A 25,054-nucleotide genomic window follows, 5' to 3' on the forward strand; every position below is an offset into this window, starting at 1 on the left:
GTCTCGCGGAGGGCTTTTCGAGCGAAATACGATCTCGGATGTCGTCGGGGATCGGTGTGGTGGGTGAAACCCGGCCTGTCGCAAGGCCGGTGAGGAAGGTTCGTATGCGTGGGCTGGTGTGGCGGGTCCGATTACTCCTGCTGGTGAGCGTTCTGGCGGTGGTCGGCGGGGCGGTGGCGACGCCCGCGACGGCGGATCCGGGTGGAGATCCGGTGCGGGTGCAGCGGCTGCCGGACGGCTGGGGCGGGACGAACCGGGGATTCGTGGTGACCTATCGAACCCCGGCGCTGGACGGTCGGCCGACGACGGCGACCGGGTTGGTGTTCCTCCCGGATGCGCCCGCGCCGGACGGGGGTTGGCCGATCGTGGCCTGGGATCACGGCACCAACGGGCTCGGTCAGCAGTGCGGATTGACCTCGACGGCGGGCGCGCCCTACGACTCGCCTTCGCTGTTGCAGATCAATCGGGCCGGATATGCCGCCGTCGCACCGGATTACCTCGGGCTGAGCCCGGCCTCGCCCGGAGTGCATCCCTATCAGAGTCGACGCGCCGGAGCCACGGACACCATCGACCTCGTGCGCGCCGCGCGCCGGGCGTTTCCCGAACTGTCGGCTCGGTGGGGCGTGATCGGTGTCTCCGAGGGCGGACACGCGGCATTGAGCACCGGTTACCTCGCGTCCGAGTACGCCCCGGAGCTCGACTTCCGCGGGACGGCGGCGCTGGCTCCGGCGGCCAATCTGGAACGGCTGATACCGCTGGCCCGGCCGGGTATGCCCGAGATTCCCGCGCTCGACGGGCTGACCGGGATCGTCGCGGCCGTGCTGGCCGGTATCGAGGCGAATGTGCCGGGCGCCGGGATCGGCGGATATCTCAGCCCGGAGGGCCGCCGCATCGTCGACGCGGTCCGGACGCAGTGCGTGACCCAGTGGACCGAGACCGCCGCGAATCACTCGGTCGGCGATCTGCTCTCGCGTCCGCTCGACGATCCCGCCATCGTCGCCGTGCTGAACGACTACCTGGCGATTCCCGCCACCGGTTACCGGCAGCCGCTGTTCATCGGCCAGGGCGTCGCCGACACGTCGGTGCCGCTACCGCTGACCCTGGCGCTGCTGGCCGAACTGTCCTCGGCCGGAACGCGGTACGAGTTCGCCGCGTTCGACGCCGACCATATGTCGATCATGAAGGACGGTTTCACGGCGGGACTGCGGTTCCTGCAGCGGGCCTTGTCCTGAGCTCAGCCGTACACCCGAGCAGGGGTGGGAACCAGGTGCATGTCCGTCACGTCCAGGGTCGGGGTCATCTCCGTGTCCGGGCGGGCGGAACCGGGTTCGACCTTGCCGCTGACCGACACCCAGCTGTCGTCCGGGGGCGGGTCGGCGAGGGCCGAGAGGTGGATGCGCATGGTCTGGGCGTCGGCCACGCAGCAGGTGATGACGACGCGCGCGAGGTCGACGCCGGAGCGGGTGCCGTCGGTGCGGGGCGAGCCGTCGTTGTCGGTGTGCACGATGAAACCGACGACGGTGACGGCGCGGTGGTCGAGTTCGCCGCTGGAGTCGTAGGCGGCGCGGTCGAGCAGGTCGTACATCCGGACGGTCGGCGCCGGGCCCTCCGGTAGCGGCGGGAAGGCGAACGTGCCGTCGTCGCCGGCGGTCGCGGGCTTGGCGACGCTGGCCCGCGCGGTGGTGCCGGACTGCACCGAGGTCGCGCCCAGGGCGGGCGGCACGATGATCAGCAGCGCCGCGATCGGCGCCAGGCCACCACGAAGGTGGCGGGCGCGAAGCGGATGGCGAAGCGCCGCCCGAAGGTGCCTGCCTGCATGGCGAACAGCTTCACGTCCACCGCCGGACCCACCACCAGGAACACCAGCCGCGGCAGCAGCGGCAGGCCCGACATGCTGGAGGCCACGAACGCGTCGGCCTCCGAGCACAGGGCCAGCACCACCGCCAGCAGCGCCATCACCACGATCGACACCAGCAGCTGCCCGGACAGGTCGCGGTACCAGCTGGGCGGCACCAGCACGTGCAGCGCGGCCGCCGCGGCGGCGCCGATCACGAGAAACGCTGCGGCCTGCAGGAAGTCGTGCCGCGCCGCCTCGGTGAACACCTCCCAGCGCGACCGCCCCGGCGCCCAGTGCCGGTGCCCGTGCGGCCGCACGGTGAACCATTCCACCCGCCCGAACCGCGACCACAGCAGGCCCATGACGACCGCGGTGGCCAGCGATCCGACGAACCGCCCCGCCACCATGCCCGGCTGACCCGGAAACGCCACCGCCGTCGCGATCAGCACCACCGGATTCACCGCCGGAGCCGACAGCAGGAACGCGAACGCCGCCGCCCCGGGCGCGCCCTGATCCATCAGCCGCCGCGACACCGGCACCACACCGCATTCGCAGCCGGGCAGCGCCATTCCGGCCAGCCCGGCCACACCGACGGCCGCGGACTCGTTGCGCGGCAGCAACTTCCGGATCAGCTCGGGGGACGCGAAGGCCGCCACCGCGCCGCTGATCAGCACCCCCAGCACCAGGAACGGCACCGCCTGCACGAACACCCCGGTGAACACGGTGGTGGCCGTCTGCAGCTTCGGCGAGCGAGCCACCCCACCGGCCAGCGGTCCCTCGAACGCCAGGCCGAACGCCAGCAGCGCCGCGAGCACGTACGTCGAGGAGATGCGCGGAAAGCGCCGCCGGGCAACGGGACCCGGCGCCGGATGCGCGGGCGGAACCTGCGCGGTGGCCGCACCCGCCTGCGGTATCGACATGCGGCTACCCCCATCCACCGAGAGCGTCGGGTATGGACACGGGCATGATCGCACACCCTCGACCGGATCGGGTGGCGGCGCACGACAGCCCCCCCGACGACGGGGCCCGCACCGGCGCGCCGTTCGTCGCCTAGGCTCGGGTCATGCAGCGCATCATCGGAATCGAGGTCGAGTACGGCATCTCCACGCCGACCGAGCCCTCGGCCAACCCGATTCTCACGTCCACCCAGGCGGTGCTTGCGTACGCGGCGGCCGAGGGAGTCCCGAGGGCCAAACGCACCCGCTGGGACTACGAGGTGGAGTCGCCGCTGCGCGACGCTCGCGGTTTCGATCTGGGCCGGCTCAACGGACCGGCCCCCGTGATCGACGCCGACGAGGTCGGCGCGGCCAACATGATTCTCACCAACGGCGCCCGCCTCTACGTCGACCACGCCCATCCCGAATACTCCGCCCCCGAGGTCACCGACCCGCTGGACGCGGTCATCTGGGACAAGGCGGGCGAGCGGGTGATGGAGGCCGCGGCGCGCTACGCCTCCAGCGTACCCGGCGCGCCCCGGATGCAGCTGTACAAGAACAATGTCGACGGCAAGGGCGCCTCCTACGGCACCCACGAGAACTATCTGATGAGCCGCGAGACGCCGTTCAATCAGATCATCGTCGGCCTCACCCCGTTCTTCGTGTCCCGTCAGGTGGTCAGCGGCTCCGGGCGGGTCGGCCTCGGGCAGTCCGGCGACCAGGCCGGATTCCAGCTGTCCCAGCGCGCGGACTACATCGAGGTGGAGGTCGGCCTCGAGACCACGCTCAAGCGCGGCATCATCAACACCCGCGACGAACCGCACGCCGACGCCGACAAGTACCGCCGCCTGCACGTCATCATCGGCGACGCCAACCTCGCCGAATGGTCGACCTATCTGAAGGTCGGCACCACCGCGCTCGTGCTGGACCTGATCGAGGCGGGCGAGGACCTATCGGATCTGCAGCTGGCCCGGCCGGTCACCGCGGTGCACGCCATCAGCCACGATCCCACCCTGCGCGCCGTCGTCGCGCTGGTCGACGGCCGCGAGCTGACCGGCCTTGCGCTGCAACGGATCTACCTCGACCGGGTGGAGAAGTTCCACGACCGCGAGGGCACCGCCGACGCGCGCGTGACCGACGTCCTGGAGAAGTGGGCGCACGTGCTGGACCTGCTCGAGCGCGACCCGCTGGAGTGCGCGCACCTGCTGGACTGGCCCGCCAAACTGCGCCTGCTCGAGGGCATGCGCAGCCGCGAGGGCCTGGGCTGGGCCGCGCCCAAGCTGCACCTGATGGACCTGCAGTACTCGGACGTGCGGCTGGACAAGGGCCTGTACAACCGGCTGGTCGCGCGCGGCTCGATGCAGCGGCTGGTCACCGAGCAGCAGGTGCTCGACGCGATGACCAACCCGCCCACCGACACCCGCGCCTACTTCCGCGGCGAGTGCCTGCGCCGCTTCGGCGCCGACATCGCCGCTGCCAGCTGGGATTCGGTGATCTTCGACCTGGGCGGCGACTCGCTGGTGCGCATCCCCACCCTGGAACCGCGCCGCGGCACCAAATCGCATGTGGGCAAGCTGCTCGACGGCGTCGACACCGCCGCCGAACTCGTCGAACAGCTCACCACCTAGGGCCCCATCGTGTTCCCGGCATGCTCGCCCCATCGTGTTCCCGGCATGCTTTTGGCCGGGACCTCGCGTGATTCCGGCCAAAAGCATGCCGGAATCACGATGGACCGATCGGGAGTGTGATCCAGACAACACGCGGCGTGGTGGATCGGGCTGCTGCGGCGTTGCAGCGTGGGCACATTGCGATGTAATCCGGCATGTTGTCCCCGCTGGTGGGTAGTGTTGACGTACGAGCATCGGATTTTCTCCGGTGCTCGCCGGTATCAGGACAGAGGAGGTCGGCTGCTATGGCACAAGAGCAGACCAAGCGCGCCGGTGGCGGCGACGAGGACGAGGGGCCGGCCGGCGACGGCGCGGCCGGACAGGAGCGTCGCGAGAAACTGGCGGAAGACACCGACGACCTGCTCGACGAGATCGATGATGTGCTCGAGGAGAACGCGGAGGACTTCGTGCGCGCATACGTTCAGAAAGGCGGCCAGTGACTTCGGGTGACCCGTTGCGGCTCCATACGGGGTACGCCCTGTCGTCGTTCAGCGAACACCTGCGTGAACACGCACCGGACCTGTTGCCCGGCAACGGTTTCGCGCGTGTCGCCGACGCCGCCCCGGCCGGGGCGGCGTCGCAGGATATAGCCCCCCACGGCACCACCATCGTCGCGGTGAGCTACCGCGGCGGCGTGCTGATCGCGGGCGACCGGCGGGCCACCCAGGGCAATCTGCTGGCCAGCCGCGATATGGAGAAGGTCTACATCACCGACAGCCTCTCCGCCGCCGGCATCGCGGGCACCGCGGGCGTGGCCGTGGAGATGATCCGCCTGTTCGCGGTGGAGTTGGAGCACTACGAGAAGATCGAGGGCATCCCCCTCACCTTCGACGGCAAGGCCAACAAGCTGTCGAAGATGGTGCGCGACAACCTGCCCGCCGCGCTGCAGGGCCTGGCGGTGGTCCCGATCCTGGTCGGTTACGACCTCGAGGCCACCGATCCGGACCGGGCGGGCCGCATCGTGTCCTTCGACGTGGTCGGCGGGCGCAGCGAGGAGCGGTTCGGCTACACGGCCGTCGGCTCCGGCTCGATGTTCGCGAAGACGTCGCTGAAGAAGACCTACCACCGCGACATCGACGAGGATCGCGCGCTGCGCATCGCCGTCGAGGCCCTGGCCGACGCCTCCGACGACGACACCGCGACGGGCGGGCCCGACATGCTGCGCGGCATCTACCCGACGGCGGTCGTGATCAATGCCGAAGGCTCCGTGGAGGTTTCGGACGATCGGCTGGGCGAGATCGCCCGGCTGATCATCGATGAGGGCGCGGTGGAGGAAGGGAGCGCGAAGCGATGACACTGCCGTACTATGCGTCGGCCGAGCAGATCATGCGCGACAAGACCGAACTTGCGCGCAAGGGCATCGCACGGGGTCGCAGTGTCGTGATGCTGGCGTACGACAAGGGCGTGCTGTTCGTCGCCGAGAATCCCTCGGCGACCCTGCACAAGGTGAGTGAGCTGTACGACCGGGTGGGGTTCGCCGCGGTCGGCAAGTACAACGAGTACGAGAACCTGCGCCGGCACGGCATCATGCAGGCCGACCTGCGCGGCTACCAGTACGACCGGCGCGACGTGACCGGTCGGCAGCTGGCGAACATGTTCGCCTCGCTGCTGGGTACCATCTTCACCGACCAGCTCAAGCCGTTCGAGGTGGAGATCTGCATCGGCGAGGTCGGCTACCCGGAGAAGGACCCGCAGGCGGTGCTGTACCGGGTCAACTTCGACGGATCCATCGTCGACGAGCGCGAATACGTGGTGATGGGCGGCAACACCGACCCGATCGTCTCCGCGCTCAAGTCCTCGTATCAGCCCGGGCTGGAGCTGGGCGCCGCGATCAAGGTCGCGGTCGAGGCGCTGCAGAAGGGCGCTCCCGAGGGCACCGACAAGGACAAGCGGGTGCTCGGCGTCGGGCAGCTGGAGGTGGCGACGCTGGAGCAGAACCGGCCGCGCCGCGCCTTCCGCCGTATCGTCGGCCCCGCGCTGGAGACGTTGCTGGCCGCCGGCAAGTCGGGCAAGGGTAAATCCGCCGAGAAGAAGGCCGCCGAGCCCGCGGAGCCGACCGACTCCGATTCCTAGAATCGGCCGGATTCCGGCAAGGCCCCCTGTACTGTGCCCCTTGCACTCGATTGGGTCGAGTGCAAGGGGCATTGTCGTTTCTGCTGATTGCGCCGGTGCCGTAGTTCATAGCGCGCGAAATCGTTGCGAAGCCGTATGCATTACCTCGCTCGCACAGCCACTTTCGGGCATGACATAGCTGTAATGTCGATAGTGTGCAGCGACGAATCATGGGGATCGAAACCGAATTCGGGGTGACGTGCACGTTCCACGGTCACCGTCGGTTGAGCCCTGACGAGGTGGCCCGGTATCTGTTCCGCCGGGTGGTTTCCTGGGGCCGTAGCTCGAACGTATTCCTCCGCAACGGTGCCCGGCTCTACCTCGATGTCGGTTCCCACCCGGAGTATGCCACGGCCGAATGCGACAGTCTGGTGCAGCTGGTCACCCACGACCGCGCGGGTGAGCGGGTGCTGGAGGAGTTGCTGATCGATGCCGAGCAGCGCTTGGCCGAAGAGGGTATCGGCGGCGACATCTATCTGTTCAAGAACAACACGGACTCGGCGGGCAACTCCTACGGCTGCCACGAGAACTTCCTGGTCGTGCGGGCCGGGGAGTTCTCCCGGATCTCCGACGTGCTGTTGCCCTTCCTGGTCACCCGCCAGCTGATCTGCGGCGCGGGCAAGGTGCTGCAGACGCCGAAGGCGGCCACCTTCTGCCTGTCGCAGCGGGCCGAGCACATCTGGGAGGGCGTCAGCTCGGCGACCACCCGGTCCCGGCCGATCATCAACACCCGCGACGAGCCGCACGCCGACGCCGAGAAGTACCGGCGCCTGCACGTCATCGTCGGCGACTCGAACATGTCCGAGACCACCACCATGCTCAAGGTGGGCACCGCGGCGCTGGTGCTGGAGATGATCGAGGCCGGGGTGTCCTTCCGTGATTTCGCGCTGGACAACCCGATTCGCGCGATCCGCGAGGTCAGTCACGACCTGACCGGGCGCCGGCCGGTGCGGCTGGCGGGCGGTCGGCAGGCGAGTGCCCTCGACATCCAGCGCGAGTACTACGCCCGCGCCGTCGAGCATCTGCGCAACCGCGACCGCGACCCGCAGGTCGACGCCGTGGTGGATCTGTGGGGCCGCACGCTGGACGCGGTGGAGGCGCAGGACTTCGCCAAGGTCGACACCGAGATCGACTGGGTCATCAAGCGCAAGCTGTTCCAGCGCTACCAGGACCGCTACAGCATGGACCTGTCCGATCCCAAGATCGCCCAGCTGGACCTGGCCTACCACGACATCAAGCGCGGCCGCGGCGTCTTCGACCTGCTGCAGCGCAAGGGTCTGGCCAAGCGGGTCACCGAGGACGAGGCGGTCGACGCCGCGGTCACCACGCCGCCGCAGACCACCCGGGCCAAGCTCCGCGGCGACTTCATCACCGCGGCCCAGGAGGCCGGGCGCGACTTCACCGTCGACTGGGTACACCTCAAGCTCAACGACCAGGCCCAGCGCACGGTGCTGTGCAAGGACCCGTTCCGGTCGGTGGACGAGCGCGTCGATCGGCTGATCGCCTCGATGTAGCCAGGGAGTTCGCCGCCGGTGAACACGCGACGGCGGCGAAACCCGGCACCGCCGCGCACGGATGCGGGAAACCGCATTACTCTCTATCGGGTGGCGATATCCAAGGTCGAGCGGCTGATGAATCTGGTCATCGCGTTGCTGTCGACCCGGCAGTTCCTGACCGCGGAGCGGATTCGAGTCAGTGTCGCCGGCTACGAGGACTCCGCCAGCGACGAGGCGTTCAGCCGGATGTTCGAGCGGGACAAGAACGAGCTGCGCGACCTGGGCATTCCGCTGGAGGTCGGCCCGGTGAGCCGGTACTCCGGCCAGGAGGGCTACCGCATCAACCGGGACGCCTACGAGCTCCCCGATATCGATCTGACCAGCGAGGAGGCCGCGGCGGTCGCGGTGGCCGTGCAGCTGTGGGAGTCCCCGGAACTCGCCGCCGCGGCCGACGGCGCGCTGCTCAAGCTGCGGGCGGCCGGAATTCACGTCGAACCGGACGCCGCCCCCGCCTCGGTGCCCGCGGTCCCGGCCCGCACCCGCGGCTCGGAGGCCGCGCTCGGCAAGTTGCTGACCGCGGTCGACGCCGGTCGCGCCGTCCGCTTCGAGCACCGGATCTCGCACGGCGCACCGTATGTGCTGCGCGACGTGGAGCCGTGGGGTGTGGTCACCCATCACGGCCGCTGGTATCTGGTCGGATTCGATCGCGACCGCGACGATGTGCGCACCTTCCGGCTGTCCCGGATCGGGAACGAGGTCACCGCCTACGGCCCGGCCAACGCGGTACGCAAGCCGGACGGTATCGACCTGCGCGCGATCGTGGCCCAGGTGACCGTCGGGTCGCCGGTCACCGGCAGCGCCACGGTCTGGGTCGCCGACGGCCGCGGCCAGGAGATCCGCCGCCGCGGGGCGATCATGGAGGACCGCGAGATCGGCGGCCGCGCGGGCACGATCGTAGAGGTGCCGATCCGCTCGCGGGACTGGCTGGCCCGCCTGATCACCGGACTGGGCCCGGACGCGCTGGTGCTCGCCCCCGCCGACCTGCGCGCCGACGTCATCGACCGGCTGCGCTCGGTGCTGGAGCGGACGGAGGTCTCCGCGTGAGCGAGCTTGCGAGCGAACCATCGACACAGCGTGCTCCGCTCGCGGTGCTGCCGAGCGCTAGCGAGGTGGCACCGTGAGTGGCCGGTTGTCCACGCGGCTGTCCCGGCTGCTGAACATGGTGCCCTACTTTCAGGCCAATCCCGGCATCAGCGCCGCCGAGGCCGCCGCCGAACTCGGCGTCACCACCAAACAACTGATGAGCGACCTCAACCAGCTGTGGATGTGCGGCCTGCCCGGGTACGGGCCGGGCGATCTGATCGACCTGTCCTTCTCCGAGGAGAGCATCGAGGTCACCTTCTCCGCGGGCATCGACCGGCCGCTGCGGCTGACCTCCACCGAGGCGACCGCGCTGCTGGTGGCGCTGCGCTCGATCGCCGACCTGCCCGGCATGGTCGACCCGACCGCCGCGCACTCGGCCATGGCCAAGATCGAATCGGCCATCTCCGGCGACGCCGAGCGGGCCCCGGCCCCGGCGGCGCCGATCGAGGCCCCGGCGGTCACCACCGTGCGGTCGGCGCTGGCGCGCGGGCGGGCGCTGCGGCTGGTGTACTACTCGGCCAGCCGCGACGTGGTCTCCGAGCGGGTGGTCGACCCGATCCGAATCGTGCTGGTGGACAACAATTCCTATCTGCAGGCGTGGTGCCGGCAGGCCGAGGGCGTGCGCCTGTTCCGGTTCGACCGCCTCGAGGAGGCGACCGAGCTCGACGAACCGGCCCGCCCGCCCAGCCACGCCACCGACGAGTCCGCCGCCCTCGACCTGTTCTCCGACGACCCGTCGGTTCCGTTGGCGCGGTTGCGAATTCGCGGCGACTACGGTTGGGTGCTGGATCAGTACCCGATGCACCGGATGGCGGTGCACCCGGACGGCAGCGTGGAGGCGACCATGCGCTTCGCCACCCTGGACTGGATGGCGCGCCTGCTGCTGGGCTTCGGCTCGGGCGTGACCGTGCTCGGCCCGGCCGAACTGGTCACCGCGGTGCGCGAGCGGTCGAGTGCCGCGCTGGCCGCCTACGACGCGGAGGAGGTCGGTCCCGCTTGACGTTTCGCGTGACGGTGCTCGGCGCCGGGTGCATCGGCATCTTCGTGGGCGGCAAACTGGCGGCGGCGGGCGCGGATGTCACCTTCGTGGGCCGCCCGCGCCTGCTCGACGAGATCACCGCCGCCGGGCTGCGGCTGACCGACCTGGACGGCGGCGCCGACCGGGTCGCGCCGACCGCCTTCCACGTCGCGACGGACCCGGCCGACGCGGCCCCGGCCGACCTGGTGCTGGTCTGCGTGAAGTCCGGGCAGACCGCGGCCGCCGCCGCGCAGCTCGCCGCCACTGTCGCGCCCGGCACGGTGGTGCTGAGCCTGCAGAACGGCATCGGCAACGACACGGCCATCCGCGAGGTGCTGCCCACGTGCGTGGTGCTGGCGGGGATGGTGCTGTTCAATGTCGCCCACCGCGGCGACGGCTGCTTCCATCGCGGCACCGACGGCGGCCTGGCCGTGGCCGAGGATCCCGCGCTGGACCGGTTCGCACCCCTGTTCGCGCGGGCCGGGCTGGACCTGCAGCGGGTGGCGGACCTGCGGCCGGTGCAGTGGGCCAAGCTGCTGATCAACCTGAACAACCCGGTCAACGCGCTGTCGGGCCGGTCGCTGCGCGAGGAACTGGCCGACCGGGACTATCGGCGCTGCTGGGCGCTGGCCCAGTCCGAGGCGCTGGCGGTCATGCGGCGCGCCCGCATCCGGCCCGCCCGGCTCACCGTGCTGCCGCCCGCGCTGCTGATCCGGATGCTGACCCTGCCCGACCCCCTGTTCGCCCGGATCGCCGCGCGGGTCCTGGCGGTCGATCCGATGGCGCGCAGCTCCATGGCCGACGATCTGGCGCTCGGCCGCAAGACCGAAATCGCCTGGCTGTGCGGCGAAATCGTGGAGCTGGGCCGGATGCTCGGGGCGGCGACCCCGGTCAATGCCCGGCTGGTGGCATTGGTCACCGCCGCCGAGCAGGGCGACCCCCGGCGGTGGTCGGGTCCGGAGCTGCTGGCACAGTTGCGATCGGCGAAAAGTGGTGCGGCTGAACATCCGGCGAACGAGCGTTGACGAGCGCGGTCGCGTTTTCCGGGTCCGGTAGCATCGGACATACCACAGTCTTTGGAGGTTATCGATGGGTACATTCGGCCCGACGCACTGGCTCATCATTGCGTTGCTGGTCCTGGTGCTGTTCGGCGCCAAGCGGCTGCCGGACGCCGCGCGGGGTCTCGGCCGGTCGCTGCGCATCTTCAAGAGCGAGATGAGCGAGATGCACACCGAGGGCTCCCCGAGCGCGCCCGCCGCACAGGCACCGGCCCCCACCCAGGAGCTGTCCGCCGGTCAGCAGGTCACGCCGGCCCCGCAGGCGAATCCGGATCTGCACAAGGCGTAGCCGTTCGCCGCTCCCGGGATGAGGTTCTCGTCCCGGGCGTTGTCGTGTCCAGGTCCAGATTCCGCGCTCGGCGATCAGCGAGGCAGTCACATCCATGCGCATCCCCTTCGACCCCCGGCGCAGCCGGCGCAGGACGAATCCCGACGGCACCATGTCGTTGGTCGAGCACCTGCAGGAGCTGCGGTCGCGGCTGCTGAAGTCGCTGCTGGCGGTGGCGATCACCACGGCGCTGGGTTTCGCGTGGTACGCGCATTCGTTCTTCGGGCTGGAAAGCCTGGGTGAACTCCTGCGCGGCCCGTACTGTTCGCTGCCCGCCGGGCACCGGGCGCAACTGGGTCCCGACGGCGCCTGCCGCCTGCTGGCCACCGCCCCGTTCGAGCAGTTCATGCTGCGCTTCAAGGTGGGCCTGACCGCGGGCGTGGTGCTGGCCTGCCCGGTGTGGCTGTATCAGCTGTGGGCGTTCATTACTCCGGGTCTGTACGCGAAGGAGCGCAAGTACGCGCTCAGCTTCGTGAGCTCGGGCACGGCGCTGTTCGTCACCGGCGCGGTGCTGGCGTATCTGGTGATCGCGCACGCGCTGAGCTTCCTGCTGGGGATCGGCAGCAATGTGCAGATCACGGCGCTCAGCGGTACCCAGTACTTCGGCTTCATCATCAAGCTGCTGATCATCTTCGGTGTCAGTTTCGAGACGCCGCTGCTGATCGTTGGGCTGAACATGGTCGGCGTGCTCAGCTACGAGCGGTTGAAGAAGTGGCGGCGCGGCATGATCTTCGGATTGTTCGTGTTCGCCGCGATCGTCACCCCGCAGGACCCGTTCTCGATGCTGGCGCTGGCCTGCGCGCTCACGGTGCTGTTCGAGGTCGCGGTGCAGATCGCCCGCCTCAACGACCGCCGCCGCGCCCGCCGTGGCGAGAACTGGGACGCGCTGTCCGACGACGAGGCATCGCCGCTGACCGGTTCCGGCGGGGTCGCCTCGGTCGACCCGGTCGCGCCCGCCGAGCCGATCGGGCTGGCCGAGCCGATCGGAACGCAACCGGCGCCGCAGAAATCGCCGCGCTCGGTGTCGGACTACTCCGATACGCTCTGACGGTGGCACAACGGTCGTCGACTGGCGAACTCGCGGCATTCACCGCGGAACTGACATTCACCCTCGACCCCTTCCAGCGGCGCTCGTGTGCGGCGCTGGAGAGCGGGCACAGCGTGCTGGTCTGCGCGCCCACCGGCGCGGGCAAGACCGTGGTCGGCGAGTTCGCGGTCCATCTGGCCCTGGCCGCCGGGGGTAAGTGCTTCTACACCACGCCCATCAAGGCGCTGTCGAACCAGAAGTACGCCGACCTCGTCGAGCGCTACGGCCGCGACGCGGTGGGTTTGCTCACCGGCGACCAGTCGCTGAACCCGACCGCGTCGGTGGTGGTGATGACGACCGAGGTGCTGCGCAATATGCTCTACGCGAGTTCCGATGCGCTGCAAGGGCTTTCCTACGTCGTCATGGACGAGGTGCACTACCTGGCCGACCGGTTCCGGGGCGCGGTGTGGGAGGAGGTCATCCTGCACCTGCCCGAGGAGGTGCGGCTGGTCAGCCTGTCGGCGACGGTCAGCAATGCCGAGGAGTTCGGCGCCTGGATGGAGACCGTGCGCGGCGACACCGCGGTCGTCGTCGACGAGACCCGGCCGGTGCCGCTGTGGCAGCACGTCATGGTCGGCCGCCGGCTGTTCGACCTGTTCGACCCGAAGTCCGACGAGCAGAAGGTGCTCGTGGACCGGGATCTGGTGCAGTACATCAAACAGCGCGAGGCCGCCGACCGGATGAACGGCTGGGGCGGCCCGCGCCACCACCGGGGCGGGTCGCGGCGCGACTTCCGCTCGCTGCCGCGGCCGGAACTGCTGGCCCTGCTCGACGCCGAGGCGCTGCTGCCCGCGATCACGTTCATCTTCAGCCGCGCGGGCTGCGACGGCGCGCTCGCGCAGTGCCTGCGGTCGCGGCTGGACCTGAGCCGCGCCGAGGATTTCGACGAGGTCGAGGAGATCATCGCCAAGCACACCGGCGATCTGCCGCGCGCGGATCTGGAGGTGCTGGGCTACTGGGAGTGGCGCGAGGCGCTGCACCGCGGCCTGGCCGCCCACCACGCCGGTATGCTGCCCGCCTTCCGGCACACCGTGGAGGAGCTGTTCGTGCGCGGCCTGGTGCGGGCCGTATTCGCCACGGAGACACTGGCTTTGGGCATCAATATGCCCGCCCGCACGGTGGTGCTGGAGCGGCTGGTGAAGTTCAACGGCGAGACGCACGCCGAGCTCACGCCGGGGGAGTACACCCAGCTGACCGGGCGGGCGGGGCGGCGCGGCATCGATATCGAGGGGCACGCGGTGGTGGTGTGGCATCCCGATGTCGACACCAGCGCGGTCGCGGGCCTGGCCTCCACCCGCACCTACCCGCTGCGCAGCTCGTTTCGGCCCGGCTACAACATGTCGATCAACCTGATCGATCGGATGGGCGCGGCGCAGTCGCGGGAGCTGCTGGAGCGGTCGTTCGCGCAGTTCCAGGCCGACCGCTCGGTGGTCGGCCTGGTGCGCGGCATCGAACGCAACGAGGGGCAGCTGCGCAAGTTGCGGTCCCAGTTCGGCGACGACAGCTTCCTCGAGTATCTGTCGCTGCGCGAACGCATCAAACAGCGCGAACGGGATCTGGAGCGGCAGGGCCGCGCCGATCGGCGGGGCGCGGCGGTGGCGGCGCTGACCTCGCTGCGCCGCGGCGACGTGGTGGCGATCCCGAGCGGCCGCCGCCAGGGGCTCGCGGTGATCCTGGAACCCGATGCGACGCCGGGGGATCCGCGCCCGCTGGTGCTCACCGAGGACAAGTGGGCGGGCCGGGTCTCGGTCGCCGACTTCCCGACCCCGGCCCAGCCGCTGGGCCGGATGCGGCTGCCGCGCCACGTCGACCATCGCACCGCCCGGATCCGCCGCGATCTGGCCTCGGCCCTGCGCAGCACGGGAATCACCGCGCCGGGTCGGCAGCGGCGCGGTGCGCGGGCGCGGGCCGCCGACGATCACGAGCTCTCCTCGCTGCGGCGGGCGATGCGCGCGCATCCGGCGCACACCCGGCCCGACCGGGAACAGCTCGCGCGCCTGGGCGAGCGGTATCACCGGCTGCTGCGCGAGACCGACGCCATGCGGGAGAAGGTGGCGGCCACGACCAACTCGCTGGCCCGCACCTTCGACCGGATCGTCGCGCTGCTGGCCGAGCGCGGCTACGTGGACGAGGGCGAGGTGACCGCCGACGGCAGGCGCCTGGCCCGCATCTACACCGAGGCGGATCTCGTTGTGGCCGAATGCCTTCGGCAGGGACTGTGGCGCGGGCTGGGCGCGGCCGAGCTGGCGGCGGTGGTGTCGATCCTGGTGTACGAGTCGCGGCAGGAGACCGGTGGCTACCTGGGCCCGGCCGGGCCGACCGCGCCGATCCGGCGGGCCGTCGGCGGCACCATCGGCGTGTGGAGCGCGCTGCGCACCGACGAGGCCAAGCACAAGCTGCCGCCCACCCGCGAACCCGATCTCGGCTTCGTCACCGGCATCCACAAGTGGGCGCGCGGCGACGGCCTGGCCGAATCGCTGCTGGCCAGCGGGGATCAGGGAAACCCGCTGTCGGCAGGCGATTTCGTGCGCTGGTGCCGGCAGGTGATCGACCTGCTCGACCAGATCCACAGCACCGCCGACGATCCCGAGGTGGCCTCGACCGCGGCCAAGGCGGTGCGGGCCATCCGGCGGGGTGTCGTCGCGGTGGACGCCGCGTAGCGCGATCGACTGTGATTGGATGCGGACGGCGAGTGTACGACGAGTGCGAGTGGAGGGCAGGCAGATGAGCGGGCCGTACGGACCGAACGAGACCCCTGGTCCAGGGGAGGGACGCAGCAACGATCCGACTCAGCAGTGGACCGGACAGCCCACTCCCGCACCGCAGCAGTGGGCCCAGCCCGGCGGCCAGCAGCCGTGGGGCCAGTCGCAACCGCAGTGGGGCCAGCAACCGCAGCAGCCGTGGGGGCAGCCGCAGCAGCAGCCGCAGTGGGGTCAGCAGAGCCAGCCGTCCTGGCCGCAGCAGCAGCCGTCGCAGCCGTGGGACTCGACCCAGCAGCAGTGGACGCAACAGCCGCCGCCGCAACAACAATGGGGTCAGCAGCCGCAGCAACCGCCCCAGGATCAGTGGGGTCGGCTACAGACCAAGGCCAAGAAGCCGAAGCGGGGACTGCTGTTCGCGGGCGCGGGCGCGGCGGTCGTGATCGTCGTCGGCGTGGTGCTGGCGTTCGTCTTCCTCGGCGGCGACACCCTCGACAACAAGGCCGTGCAGGGCGGGGTGCAGAAGGTGCTGAAGGATTCCTACGGCATCGACGACGTCTCCGATGTGAACTGCCCGTCGGGCAAGGACGTCAAGGTCGGCAACTCCTTCAGCTGCAGCCTCAAGGTCGGCGGCGAGCAGAAGTCGGTCACCGTGAAGGTCACCAAGGACGACGGCACCTACGAGGTCGGCCGCCCCAGCTGAGCGATCAGGCCGAGCGGGCCGCCAGCGCGGTGATCAGGCGCTGCACCGGGCTCTCGGCGTTGTAGGCGGCGGCCAGGGCGCGCAGCCGATCGGGATCGGCGGGCGCGGCGGGCAGGATGTCGGGGCCGGACAGGTGCACCTCGGCGTCGGTGACCACGCGCACGACCGGGGCCGCGGCCGTCAGATACTCCTCGGCCGCAACGAGTTTGGCGCGGACGCCGCGGGCCAGGTCGGAGGCCGGGTCGGCGACGGCGGCGCGCAGGGCGTCCAGGCTGCCGAAACGGGAGATGAGCTGGGCGGCGGACTTGTCGCCGATTCCGGGCACGCCGGGCAGGCCGTCGGAGGCGTCGCCGCGCAGGGTCGCCATATCCGCGTAGCCGGGGCCCGCATTCACTTGCGGCACACCGTATTTCGCGGCCACCTCGGCCGGGCCGAACAGTTCGGCCTTGGCCAGGCCGCGGCCCGCGTAGAACACCCGCACCGGCGGGGCGGGCTCGTCGCGCACCACCTGCAGCAGGTCGCGGTCGCCGCTGACCACGACCACCGGGTCGGTGCGTTCGCGGTGGGCGAGCGTGCCGATCACGTCGTCGGCCTCCAGTCCCTCGGCGCCCGCGGTCGCGATGCCCGCCGCGGCCAGCACCTCCATGATCATGTCGACCTGCGGGGTCAGCGTGTCGGGCACCTGCTCGGCGCCCGGCGCCGCGTCGGCGGAGTCGTCGAGCCGGTGCGCCTTGTACGAGGGCACCAGCGCCACCCGGAACGGCGGCCGCCACTCCAGATCCAGGCACACCACGAGCCGGCTCGGGGCGTGCCGGGTGATCAGGGCCGCCACCATGTCGGTGAAGCCGCGCACCGCGTTCACCGGGCGACCGTCGGGCGCGGTGATCTTCTCCGGGATCGCGTGAAAGGCGCGGAACCACAGGCTGGCTCCGTCGAGTAGCAGCAGCGGGCCGGAGACGGGGGAACTCATGGCTGCACGCTAACCCATAGGGGTGACCGGATGCGGCAGGGCGCGAGCCGAGTTCGAGGTCGTCCATGTCTCGCGGGCGAGTTGTGCACTCCTACCACAAAGGTGGTCATATCGGGCGGGCGGAGTGGGCTCGAGGGCGGTGGGGGACAGCGTAATGTCGGGAAACATGAGTTCGCATACGGAGTCGCGGTTCGCGGCGGAGGTCTACGGGAAGCGGTTGGAGCGGGCGGCCGAGCTGGCGCGCGCGGCTCGCCTGGACGCGCTGCTGATTTCGCCGGGGCCGGATCTGCGGTATCTGATCGGTTCCCGTGCCCAGTCCTTCGAACGGCTCACCTGCCTGGTGGTTCCGGCCAGCGGCGAGACGCCGTCGGTGGTCATACCGAAGCTGGAACTGGCGTCGCTGGAGGGGTCCGCGGCCGCCGAACTCGGCCTGCGCCTGCTGGAGTGGACCGACGGCGTCGATCCCTACGGCGTGCTGAAGTCGGCGCTCAATGTGGGCGCGCGGGTGGCGGTGGACGACGCCATGCCCGCCCTGCACCTGCTGCCGATCGCGGACGTGCTGGCCGCGCTGCCGGTGGCGGCCACGCCGGTGCTGCGGCAGCTGCGAATGCTCAAGGACGCCAGCGAGATCGAGGCGCTGCGCCGGGCCGGGGCGGCGATCGACCGGGTGCACGCCCGGGTCGGCGAGTGGCTGCGGCCCGGCCGCACCGAGGCCGAGGTGGCGGCCGACATCTCCGCCGCCATTGTCGAGGAGGGGCACACCGAGGCGGCGTTCGTGATCGTCGGCAGCGGTCCCAACGGCGCGGACCCGCATCACGAGGTGTCCGATCGCCGCATCGAGGCCGGCGATGTGGTGGTCGTAGACATCGGTGGCCCGGTGGAGCCCGGCTACTACTCCGACTCCACCCGCACCTACGTGCTGGGCGAGCCCGCGCCGGAGATCGCGGAGCGGGTGGCCGCCCTCGAGCGCGCCCAGGCCGCCGCCGTCGCCGCGGTGCGCCCCGGCGTGACGGCCGAGGCGGTCGACGCCGCCGCCCGAAACCCGTTGACACAGGCCGGTTTCGGGGATGTGTTCATCCACCGCACCGGCCACGGCATCGGCCTGTCGGTGCACGAGGAGCCCTACATCATGACCGGCAACGACATCGTGCTCGAGGCCGGGATGGCCTTCAGCATCGAGCCCGGCATCTACTTCCGCGGCGAATGGGGCGCCCGCATCGAGGACATCGTGGTGGTCACCGAGGACGGCTGCGAACCGATGAACCACCGCCCGCACGGCCTGACCGTCCTCTGACCATTGCGGCCGTCAGGCGCGCAGGGTCTTGCTGGTGAGCAGGCGGGTGGCGTGGATGGCGATGACCACGCGGTGGGGGTTTTCGCGGGGGGTGCGGTAGCGCTGGGTGTAGCGGTGTTCGGCGTCGGTGACGGCGGCGGGGTCGGTGAGGACCCGGGCGGGGCCCTCGAGGGTGAGCCAGCGGCGGCCGTCGACCTGGCTGAGGGCGGCATAGCCGCGGCGGTCGGCATTGCGGGTCTTGGCCATGTGCGCGGAGGTGATGACGCGGGCGATGCCGGACTCGGGGTCCCAGGTGAAGCCGACCGCGACCACGTGCGGGGTGCCGTCGGCGCGCAGCGTCGTCAGCGTGGCCAGGTGCCGCTCGGTGACGAAGTCGAGGGCGGCGGGCGGTAGTTCGATCCGGGTGTCGGTGCTCGGCATAGCCGCGACGCTAACCGATCGGGGCCGGTGGCAAACTATGGGCCATGGGTGTGCGAGCGCGCGACGTGGACGAGGGTGCGATCCTGCTGCTGGGTGGCCGGAGCGAGATGGGCCTGGAGATCGCGGAGCGGGTGGCGCCCGGCCGCACGGTGATCCTGGCCGCCCGCCGCAGCGGCGACCTGTCCGCGGAACGGCGGCGGCTCACCGACGCCGGGGCGACGGCCGTGCACACCGTCGAATTCGATGCCGACGATCTGGCGAGCCACCAGCCGCTGCTGGAGAAGCTGACCGCCGAGCACGGCCGCCTCGGCGTGGCGGTGGTGGCCTTCGGCGTCCTCGGCGATCAGGCGCGCGCCGAACGCGATCCGGCCGCCGCGGTGGCGGTCGCGCACACCGACTACGTGGCCCAGATCAGCGTCCTGACCGTGCTGGCGAACCTGCTGCGCGCCCAGGGCGGCGGCCAGCTGGTCGTCTTCGGCTCGATCGCCGGGGCCCGGGTGCGCCGCGCCAACTATGTGTACGGCTCGGCCAAGGCCGGTCTCGACGGTTTCGCCACGGGCCTGTCGGATGCCTTGCACGGCAGCGGAGTTCACCTGCTGCTGGTCCGCCCCGGCTTCGTGATCGGCCGCATGACCGAGGGCATGGCGCCCGCCCCGTTCTCCAGCACCCCCGCCCAGGTGGCCGACGCCGTCGTCACCTCCCTGCACCGCCGCTCCCGCAGGGTCTGGGTCCCCGCCGTCCTCGGCCCGGTCGCCGCGGTCATGCGCCTACTGCCCCAGGCCATCTGGCGCCGCCTGCCGCGGTGATGCCCGCTTCCTGGCCCGTGCGGCGGCCGATCGCGGTGGTCGGGATCGGCGCGGACGGATGGGAAGGTCTGGCGGCCGCCGGGCGCGCGGCGGTGGCCGAGGCCGATGTGGTGTTCGGGTCGGCGCGGCAGTTGGCGCTGGTGCCGGAGGGAATCGGGGGGCAGCGGCGGGCCTGGCCGTCGCCCCTGGTGCCCGCGCTACCGGAATTGCTTGCGGCACATGATGGTTCGCGCATCTGTGTGCTGGCCAGCGGAGACCCCATGTTCTACGGGATCGGGGTGACGCTGGCGAAGCTGGTGGGCGCGGCCGCGCTGCGGGTGCTGCCGCAGCCGTCGTCGGCGTCGCTGGCGTGTGCGCGGCTGGGGTGGGCGCTCGCGGAGATTCCGGTGGTGAGTGCGGTCGGGCGGCCCGTGCAGACGGTATTGCCGGAGCTGGCCGACGGGCGGCGGGTGCTGGTGCTCAGCGCCGATCAGCGCACCCCCGCGCAGGTGGCGGAGTTATTGGCGCACAATGGCTTCGCCGCCTCCACAGTGACGGTGCTGGAACAGCTCGGCGGCCCGTCCGAACGAATCGTCACCGCAACGGCGGCGACGTGGACCGAGCCGCCGGGTGACCCACTCAACATCGTCGCCGTAGACTGCATCGCCGACCCCGACGCTCCCCGGCTGACCCGCCTTCCGGGCCTGCCGGACGAAATGTACGGCGGCGACGGACAACTCACGAAGGCCGAGATCCGGGCGCTGGCCCTGGCCGCCCTGGCCCCCGCCCCCGGCGAACTGCTCTGGGATGTCGGCGGCGGCTCGGGCACCATAGCCGTCGAATGGTGCCGCACCCATCCGTCCTGCCGCGCCGTCGGTTTCGAACGATCCGAGCCGCGCCGCCACCAGATCGCCGTCAACGCAACGGCCTTGGGGGTGCCGGGCATCGAGGTGCGCGGCGAGGTGCTGGCCGCACTGCGCGACGGCGATCTCCCCGGCCCCGATGCGATCTTCCTGGGCGGCGGGCTCACCCAGCCCGGCGTATTCGAAACCTGTTGGGCGCGACTGCGATCGGGCGGTCGGCTGGTGGCCGACGCGGTCACCGCGGAATCGGAGGCGCTGCTGGTGCGCTGGGCCGCCACCCATGGCGGGCGGCTGCGCAAGTTCCAGATCTATCGGGCCGAACCGCTCGGTACCTTCACCGCCTGGCGTCCGCACCTGCCGGTCACCCAATGGTCGGTGTCGAAGCGTGTCTGAAACACGAGCGGGTATCGTCGATCCCCGTAATCCGATCGTTATCGGAGCGTTCGACCCGATGGGGAGACAGATGAGATTCACCAAGTTCGCCGCCACCGCCGTGCTCGCCGCCGCCGCGACCGGCATCACCGCGGGCACCGCCTACGCCGACCCCGCCGCCCCGGCCGCCGGTCAGGTGCAGGCGCAGCCCGCGCCCTCGGTGCACGGCGAAGACCACGGCGTGTCCTACACCGCCCGGCTGGCCGACGCCGGAAAGTCGGTGGTCACCACGGTCACCGGCGGCAGGTTCGGCCTCGCCGCCGACGGCTCCGCGGTGGCGCTCACCGACGCCGCCGGGAACGTCGTCACCCGGGTGCCGCTGACCGCGCAGGCCGCCGACGGCAAGACGGTGGGCATCGCCGCCGCGATCGCCGCCGACGGCAGCACGCTGACCCTGACCCCGAAGGCCGCCACGGTGAGCGCCAAGGACATCTCCTCGCAGCAGTGGTTCTTCGACGAGCTGCAGCGGGCCTCGCTGGGCGCGGCCGTGGGCGCGGTCATCGGCGGCCTGATCGGCCTGGTCCTGGGCATCTTCCCGGTGATCCCGGGCGCGGCGATCGGCGCGGTCGTCGGTCTGCTCGTCGCCGGTGGCCGACCGCTGCTGGACGCGGGCGCCGCCTACTTCGGCGGGCAGCCCTGAACATCCTGATTCTCGGCGGCACCCGGGAGGCCCGGGAGCTCGCCGACGCGACCACCGGCGAGCGGGGATGGCGGATCGTCTCCTCGCTCGCCGGTCGCGTCCGCGACCCCGTGCTGCCCGCGGGACAGGTCCGGGTGGGCGGCTTCGGCGGCATCGCGGGCCTGCGGAAGTGGCTCGCGGACAAGGCGATCGACGCCGTCGTGGACGCGACGCACCCCTTCGCCGGAACCATGTCGGCGCACGCCGCCGCGGCCGCGGCGCAGGCGGGCGTGCCGCTGCTGCACCTGCGGCGTCCGGGCTGGCGCGAGCGGCCGGGGGACCGGTGGGTGCGCGTCCCCGACCTCGCGTCGGCCGCCGAAACCGTTGCGGGACTGGGCGATCGGGTCTTCCTCACCATCGGCCGCCAGGGCGTCGGCGCCTTCGCCCACCTGAGCGGCTACCGCTTCCTGATCCGGGCCATCGATCCGCCCACCGGGCCGCTGCCGCCCATCCACGAAATCCTGCTGGCCCGTGGGCCTTTCGACGTCGACGCCGAGATCCGGTTGCTGGCCGAGCACGCCATCGACGTGCTCGTCACCAAGGACAGCGGCGGCGAGCTCACCGCCGCGAAACTCACCGCCGCCCGGGCCCGCGACATTCCCGTGGTGATGATCGACCGCCCGCCGCTTCCGAATGCCGCGAGCGGCGTGGAAACCGTTGCGGCGGCACAGGAATGGCTACGGGCTCAGGCGTGACCGGAGCCGTTGCGCCCCAGCATCGCCGGTAGCCGGTCGAACCACGACAGCACGGCCCGCTCGTAGCCGATCCCGAAATCCAGGGTGGCCTGCTCGCACCGGGACATCGGCGTGCCCTCCTCGCTGAGATACTCCGCCAGCCGCTGCTCGTGGACCCGCCGATTGGCGGCGATGATCCGATCGAGCCGAGCGGGCTCGACGAATTCCCCGAACGAGAGCGTGAGCAGCAGCGGCACCCGGATGGTCTCGGGTCCGGGGTCGCGGACGATCCACTCCGCGAACTCCTCCCGGCCCGCCTCGGTGAGGTGGTACGGCGTGCGCTCCCGCGCCCCCCGCTGCCCCTTGCGCACCAGGCCCGCGCGGTCCATCGCGGCCAGCTCCCGATAGACCTGGCTCTGCGTGATCGTCCAGAAGTCGCCGATGCGCTCCTGCGCCAGATTCACCAGGTCCCAGCCCGACATCGGCCCCTCGTGCAGGAAGCCCAGCAGCGACGCCGCCGTCGAATTGAGCCCCCGCTTCGACTCGGTTTCGGTCACCACACAACCCCTTTCCCACCTCAAAGCTCCACAGTGGAATATTGTCGCAGTCGGTGTCGCGGCGGTCAATGCGCGGCGTAGCGCCGGGAGGTGTAAACGCGTGTGCCGGTAGGGGTCCGGAAGGCGGTGGTGGTGGACGCGCCGATGATCAGCAGGGTGCGCATGTCGACCTCGGCGGGGTCGAGCGCGGCCAGGTCCACCACCCGCACCGATTCGCCCGGCCCGCCGACATCGCGGCCCACGATCACGGGCGTGTCGGGCTTGCGATGCTCCAGCAGCAGGTCACGCATGGCGGCCACCTGCCAGGTCCGCTGCGAGGAGGCCGGGTTGTACAGCGCGATGGCCATATCCGCCGCGGCCACGGTGGCGAGTCGGCGCGCCACCACCTCCCACGGCTTGAGCCGATCCGACAGCGAGATCATGGCGAAGTCGTGGCCCAGCGGCGCGCCGACCCGGCTGGCGACCGCACCGGCCGCGGTCACACCGGGCAGCACCCGCACCGGGACCTCGCGCCAGCGCGGGTCGGCGGACTCCTCGACGACGGCGGCGGCCATGGCGAACACGCCGGGATCCCCCGACGATACGACCACCACCCGCGCGCCGCGCCGGGCGAGATCCAGTGCCATGGCGGCACGTTCGGACTCCACCCGATTGTCGCTGGCATGCCGCCGCTGCCCCGGCCGCACCGGAACCCGGTTCACATACGTGCTGTAGCCGACGATATCGGTCGCCTCCGCCAGCGCCCGATCCACCTCGGGGGTGGTCCATTCCGATGCTCCGGGTCCGAGGCCGACCACGACGACCTCACCCGGCACCGATGAATTCGTCCGCACCGCGGCCGGAGTCGATGTGGCATTCTCCGAACCGGTTCGGGTGAGCGGGATTTCGGTGGTCGGCTCGGGTCCCGGCACCAGCGTTATCGCGAAGTACGGCACCTCCGAGTCGGCGACATCGGCCGCTCGCAGCACGCGCTGACGGCCGGTGCTGGCGCGCTCCACGTAGTACGCGTCGTCGAGCCTGCCCGCCCGCGAGAGTGCCTGCCGCACATCGGGATACGTGCGGCCCAGCTTCATGATGGCGGCGGCCTCGGTGCCGGACAGCCGGTCGGCGAGTTCGTCGGCGGGCAGGGTGCCGGGCAGCACGGTCAGCACCTGCTCGCCCTCCACCAGCGGGGTGCCGAGGGCGGCCGCGGCGGCGCTCACCGAGGTGACGCCCGGGACGATCTCGGCCTCGAACCGGTCGGCCAGGCGGCGGTGCATGTGCATGTAGGAGCTGTAGAACAGCGGATCACCGGCGGCGAGCAGCGCCACCGTGCGCCCGGCCGCCAGGTGCGCGGCGAGCCGGGCGGCCGACTCCGCGTAGAACTCATCGATCGCGCCCTGATAGCCGCCGGGGTGGTCGGTGGTCTCGGTGGTGACCGGATAGATCAGGTGCTCCTCGAGCTGCCCCGGGCGCATGTACGGCGCGGCGATACCGCGCGAGATGCTGCGGCCGTGGCGGGCGCTGTGGAAGGCGATCACATCGGCCTCGCCGATCAGTCGCGCGGCCTTCACCGTCACCAGTTCCGGATCGCCGGGGCCCAGCCCGATGCCCCACAGTTTGCCGGGTGCCGTGCCGCTCATTCCTGTTCGCTCGCAATCGCATTCAGCGCCGCCGCGGTGATGGCGCTGCCGCCGCGCCGCCCGCGCACCGTCAGATATTCCACGCCGCCGTACTCGGTCAGGGCCTGTTTGGATTCCGCTGCGCCGACGAAGCCGACCGGGATGCCGAGCACCGCGGCGGGCCGGGGCGCACCGGCGTCGAGCAGGTCGAGCAGATGGAACAGCGCGGTCGGCGCATTGCCGATCGCCACCACCGCGCCCGCCAGCCGGTCGCGCCACAGTTCCAGGGCCGCAGCCGATCTGGTGTTGTTCATGGCCCGCGCCAGCTCCGGCACCCGGGGGTCGGCGAGCAGGCACAGCACCTCGTTGTCGGCGGGCAGCCGACGGCGGGTCACCCCCGAGGCGACCATGGTGGCATCGCACAGGATCGGCGCGCCACCGCGCAGCGCGGCCCGCGCCGCCGCCACCACCCCCGGGCTGTGCTCCACCGACTGGGCGAGATCGACCTGCCCGCAGGCGTGGATCATCCGCACCACCACCTGCGCGACATCGGCCGGGAACCGGGCGAGGTCGGACTCGGCGCGGATCGTCGCGAACGAGCGCCGATAGATCTCGGCCCCGTCGGTGAGGTAGCCGGTGCGTGGTACGGACATGGCGTCCACCCTAGAAGCGCTCCCGGCTCGCGACGTAATCAGG

The 25,054-nt window shown here is 71.1% G+C and carries 25 protein-coding genes; 18 read left to right on the forward strand and 7 right to left on the reverse strand.

Annotated features, from left to right (window positions below; all coding sequences use genetic code 11):
• Positions 1 to 104 precede the first annotated feature (104 nt).
• On the forward strand, positions 105 to 1,232 hold the full coding sequence (locus HPY32_RS34385) for a lipase family protein (RefSeq protein ID WP_082871502.1): 1,128 nt from the start codon (positions 105 to 107) through the stop codon (positions 1,230 to 1,232).
• A gap of 2 nt (positions 1,233 to 1,234) precedes the next feature.
• Here HPY32_RS34385 and HPY32_RS34390 read toward each other — a convergent pair whose 3' ends face one another.
• Both HPY32_RS34390 and HPY32_RS34395 read right to left on the reverse strand, forming a co-directional pair.
• The gene (locus HPY32_RS34390; RefSeq protein ID WP_067589548.1) at positions 1,235 to 1,723 is read right to left on the reverse strand and encodes a TIGR03943 family putative permease subunit; all 489 of its coding nucleotides are present in this window, start codon (positions 1,721 to 1,723) and stop codon (positions 1,235 to 1,237) included.
• Positions 1,724 to 1,728: 5 nt separating this feature from the next.
• Positions 1,729 to 2,757, reverse strand: a complete 1,029-nt coding sequence (locus tag HPY32_RS34395; protein WP_082871501.1) for a permease — start codon at positions 2,755 to 2,757, stop codon at positions 1,729 to 1,731.
• A 143-nt stretch (positions 2,758 to 2,900) separates the two neighbouring features.
• On the opposite strand from HPY32_RS34395, the gene dop reads away from it, so the two are divergent.
• From dop to HPY32_RS34455, 12 genes are all read left to right on the forward strand, one after another.
• Positions 2,901 to 4,400 carry a depupylase/deamidase Dop gene (gene dop / locus HPY32_RS34400; RefSeq protein WP_067589545.1) on the forward strand — a complete coding sequence of 500 codons (1,500 nt, stop codon included), beginning with the start codon at positions 2,901 to 2,903 and terminating at the stop codon, positions 4,398 to 4,400.
• Positions 4,401 to 4,684: 284 nt separating this feature from the next.
• On the forward strand, positions 4,685 to 4,879 hold the full coding sequence (locus tag HPY32_RS34405; RefSeq protein WP_067589542.1) for a ubiquitin-like protein Pup: 195 nt from the start codon (positions 4,685 to 4,687) through the stop codon (positions 4,877 to 4,879).
• Complete coding sequence (prcB, locus tag HPY32_RS34410; protein ID WP_082871500.1) at positions 4,855 to 5,733, forward strand: proteasome subunit beta; 879 nt, start codon at positions 4,855 to 4,857, stop codon at positions 5,731 to 5,733. Before HPY32_RS34405 ends, prcB begins: the two co-directional genes overlap by 25 nt.
• Positions 5,730 to 6,512 carry a proteasome subunit alpha gene (gene prcA / locus HPY32_RS34415; RefSeq protein ID WP_067589537.1) on the forward strand — a complete coding sequence of 261 codons (783 nt, stop codon included), beginning with the start codon at positions 5,730 to 5,732 and terminating at the stop codon, positions 6,510 to 6,512. Before prcB ends, prcA begins: the two co-directional genes overlap by 4 nt.
• A gap of 194 nt (positions 6,513 to 6,706) precedes the next feature.
• Entirely contained in the window at positions 6,707 to 8,065 is a 1,359-nt protein-coding gene (pafA, locus tag HPY32_RS34420) for a Pup--protein ligase (RefSeq protein ID WP_194251598.1), read from the forward strand.
• Positions 8,066 to 8,155: 90 nt separating this feature from the next.
• Complete coding sequence (locus HPY32_RS34425; RefSeq protein ID WP_067589531.1) at positions 8,156 to 9,151, forward strand: helix-turn-helix transcriptional regulator; 996 nt, start codon at positions 8,156 to 8,158, stop codon at positions 9,149 to 9,151.
• A 73-nt stretch (positions 9,152 to 9,224) separates the two neighbouring features.
• Complete coding sequence (locus tag HPY32_RS34430) at positions 9,225 to 10,190, forward strand: helix-turn-helix transcriptional regulator (RefSeq protein WP_067589525.1); 966 nt, start codon at positions 9,225 to 9,227, stop codon at positions 10,188 to 10,190.
• Positions 10,187 to 11,233, forward strand: a complete 1,047-nt coding sequence (locus tag HPY32_RS34435) for a 2-dehydropantoate 2-reductase (protein ID WP_067589522.1) — start codon at positions 10,187 to 10,189, stop codon at positions 11,231 to 11,233. Before HPY32_RS34430 ends, HPY32_RS34435 begins: the two co-directional genes overlap by 4 nt.
• Before the next feature lie 64 nt (positions 11,234 to 11,297).
• Positions 11,298 to 11,555, forward strand: coding sequence for a Sec-independent protein translocase subunit TatA (gene tatA, locus HPY32_RS34440; protein WP_067589519.1), 258 nt, complete (start codon positions 11,298 to 11,300; stop codon positions 11,553 to 11,555).
• 94 nt (positions 11,556 to 11,649) lie between these two features.
• Positions 11,650 to 12,642, forward strand: a complete 993-nt coding sequence (gene tatC, locus HPY32_RS34445) for a twin-arginine translocase subunit TatC (protein WP_067589516.1) — start codon at positions 11,650 to 11,652, stop codon at positions 12,640 to 12,642.
• Entirely contained in the window at positions 12,639 to 15,341 is a 2,703-nt protein-coding gene (locus tag HPY32_RS34450) for a DEAD/DEAH box helicase (protein ID WP_067595937.1), read from the forward strand. Before tatC ends, HPY32_RS34450 begins: the two co-directional genes overlap by 4 nt.
• Before the next feature lie 64 nt (positions 15,342 to 15,405).
• A complete protein-coding gene (locus HPY32_RS34455; protein WP_067589513.1) occupies positions 15,406 to 16,083 on the forward strand; it encodes a DUF4333 domain-containing protein in 678 nt (225 codons plus the stop codon).
• A 4-nt stretch (positions 16,084 to 16,087) separates the two neighbouring features.
• On the opposite strand, the gene HPY32_RS34460 is transcribed toward HPY32_RS34455, so the two are convergent.
• Complete coding sequence (locus HPY32_RS34460; RefSeq protein WP_067589510.1) at positions 16,088 to 17,053, reverse strand: 5'-3' exonuclease; 966 nt, start codon at positions 17,051 to 17,053, stop codon at positions 16,088 to 16,090.
• 166 nt (positions 17,054 to 17,219) lie between these two features.
• Between HPY32_RS34460 and HPY32_RS34465 the strand changes: the two genes are divergently transcribed.
• Complete coding sequence (locus tag HPY32_RS34465) at positions 17,220 to 18,347, forward strand: M24 family metallopeptidase (RefSeq protein ID WP_067589507.1); 1,128 nt, start codon at positions 17,220 to 17,222, stop codon at positions 18,345 to 18,347.
• A gap of 12 nt (positions 18,348 to 18,359) precedes the next feature.
• Here the strand turns inward: HPY32_RS34465 and HPY32_RS34470 are convergent, their stop codons facing one another.
• Entirely contained in the window at positions 18,360 to 18,767 is a 408-nt protein-coding gene (locus tag HPY32_RS34470) for a PPOX class F420-dependent oxidoreductase (protein WP_067589504.1), read from the reverse strand.
• A 44-nt stretch (positions 18,768 to 18,811) separates the two neighbouring features.
• Between HPY32_RS34470 and dprE2 the strand changes: the two genes are divergently transcribed.
• From dprE2 to HPY32_RS34490, 4 genes are all read left to right on the forward strand, one after another.
• Positions 18,812 to 19,573 carry a decaprenylphospho-beta-D-erythro-pentofuranosid-2-ulose 2-reductase gene (dprE2, locus tag HPY32_RS34475; RefSeq protein WP_067589501.1) on the forward strand — a complete coding sequence of 254 codons (762 nt, stop codon included), beginning with the start codon at positions 18,812 to 18,814 and terminating at the stop codon, positions 19,571 to 19,573.
• On the forward strand, positions 19,573 to 20,808 hold the full coding sequence (locus tag HPY32_RS34480) for a bifunctional cobalt-precorrin-7 (C(5))-methyltransferase/cobalt-precorrin-6B (C(15))-methyltransferase (protein WP_067589498.1): 1,236 nt from the start codon (positions 19,573 to 19,575) through the stop codon (positions 20,806 to 20,808). The genes dprE2 and HPY32_RS34480 overlap by 1 nt, the downstream gene beginning before the upstream one ends.
• Before the next feature lie 70 nt (positions 20,809 to 20,878).
• On the forward strand, positions 20,879 to 21,487 hold the full coding sequence (locus HPY32_RS34485; protein ID WP_067589495.1) for a DUF8020 domain-containing protein: 609 nt from the start codon (positions 20,879 to 20,881) through the stop codon (positions 21,485 to 21,487).
• A 2-nt stretch (positions 21,488 to 21,489) separates the two neighbouring features.
• A complete protein-coding gene (locus HPY32_RS34490; protein ID WP_444939663.1) occupies positions 21,490 to 22,221 on the forward strand; it encodes a cobalt-precorrin-6A reductase in 732 nt (243 codons plus the stop codon).
• Here the strand turns inward: HPY32_RS34490 and HPY32_RS34495 are convergent.
• The 3 genes from HPY32_RS34495 to HPY32_RS34505 all read right to left on the reverse strand — a co-directional run bounded on the left by HPY32_RS34495 (position 22,212) and on the right by HPY32_RS34505 (position 25,011).
• A complete protein-coding gene (locus HPY32_RS34495) occupies positions 22,212 to 22,757 on the reverse strand; it encodes a PadR family transcriptional regulator (protein WP_156674527.1) in 546 nt (181 codons plus the stop codon). The genes HPY32_RS34490 and HPY32_RS34495 overlap by 10 nt on opposite strands.
• Before the next feature lie 65 nt (positions 22,758 to 22,822).
• Positions 22,823 to 24,379, reverse strand: coding sequence for a precorrin-2 C(20)-methyltransferase (locus tag HPY32_RS34500; protein WP_067589489.1), 1,557 nt, complete (start codon positions 24,377 to 24,379; stop codon positions 22,823 to 22,825).
• Positions 24,376 to 25,011 (reverse strand): precorrin-8X methylmutase, encoded by a 636-nt coding sequence (locus tag HPY32_RS34505; RefSeq protein WP_067589485.1) that lies wholly within the window; start codon positions 25,009 to 25,011, stop codon positions 24,376 to 24,378. The genes HPY32_RS34500 and HPY32_RS34505 overlap by 4 nt, the downstream gene beginning before the upstream one ends.
• Positions 25,012 to 25,054: the final 43 nt, after the last annotated feature.

The organism is Nocardia terpenica, from assembly GCF_013186535.1.
GTDB classification, from domain to species: Bacteria; Actinomycetota; Actinomycetes; order Mycobacteriales; family Mycobacteriaceae; genus Nocardia; species Nocardia terpenica.

Bases quoted from the DNA above. Each gene is read 5' to 3' on its own strand.
- HPY32_RS34485 (WP_067589495.1), top strand. From the start codon at position 20,879: ATGAGATTCACCAAGTTCGCCGCCACCGCCGTGCTCGCCGCCGCCGCG.
- tatC (WP_067589516.1), top strand. From the start codon at position 11,650: ATGCGCATCCCCTTCGACCCCCGGCGCAGCCGGCGCAGGACGAATCCC.
- HPY32_RS34505 (WP_067589485.1), bottom strand. From the start codon at position 25,011: ATGTCCGTACCACGCACCGGCTACCTCACCGACGGGGCCGAGATCTAT.
- tatA (WP_067589519.1), top strand. From the start codon at position 11,298: ATGGGTACATTCGGCCCGACGCACTGGCTCATCATTGCGTTGCTGGTC.
- dprE2 (WP_067589501.1), top strand. From the start codon at position 18,812: ATGGGTGTGCGAGCGCGCGACGTGGACGAGGGTGCGATCCTGCTGCTG.
- HPY32_RS34385 (WP_082871502.1), top strand. From the start codon at position 105: ATGCGTGGGCTGGTGTGGCGGGTCCGATTACTCCTGCTGGTGAGCGTT.
- HPY32_RS34480 (WP_067589498.1), top strand. From the start codon at position 19,573: ATGCCCGCTTCCTGGCCCGTGCGGCGGCCGATCGCGGTGGTCGGGATC.
- prcA (WP_067589537.1), top strand. From the start codon at position 5,730: ATGACACTGCCGTACTATGCGTCGGCCGAGCAGATCATGCGCGACAAG.
- HPY32_RS34455 (WP_067589513.1), top strand. From the start codon at position 15,406: ATGAGCGGGCCGTACGGACCGAACGAGACCCCTGGTCCAGGGGAGGGA.
- dop (WP_067589545.1), top strand. From the start codon at position 2,901: ATGCAGCGCATCATCGGAATCGAGGTCGAGTACGGCATCTCCACGCCG.
- HPY32_RS34465 (WP_067589507.1), top strand. From the start codon at position 17,220: ATGAGTTCGCATACGGAGTCGCGGTTCGCGGCGGAGGTCTACGGGAAG.
- HPY32_RS34500 (WP_067589489.1), bottom strand. From the start codon at position 24,379: ATGAGCGGCACGGCACCCGGCAAACTGTGGGGCATCGGGCTGGGCCCC.
- HPY32_RS34460 (WP_067589510.1), bottom strand. From the start codon at position 17,053: ATGAGTTCCCCCGTCTCCGGCCCGCTGCTGCTACTCGACGGAGCCAGC.
- HPY32_RS34395 (WP_082871501.1), bottom strand. From the start codon at position 2,757: ATGTCGATACCGCAGGCGGGTGCGGCCACCGCGCAGGTTCCGCCCGCG.
- HPY32_RS34405 (WP_067589542.1), top strand. From the start codon at position 4,685: ATGGCACAAGAGCAGACCAAGCGCGCCGGTGGCGGCGACGAGGACGAG.
- HPY32_RS34470 (WP_067589504.1), bottom strand. From the start codon at position 18,767: ATGCCGAGCACCGACACCCGGATCGAACTACCGCCCGCCGCCCTCGAC.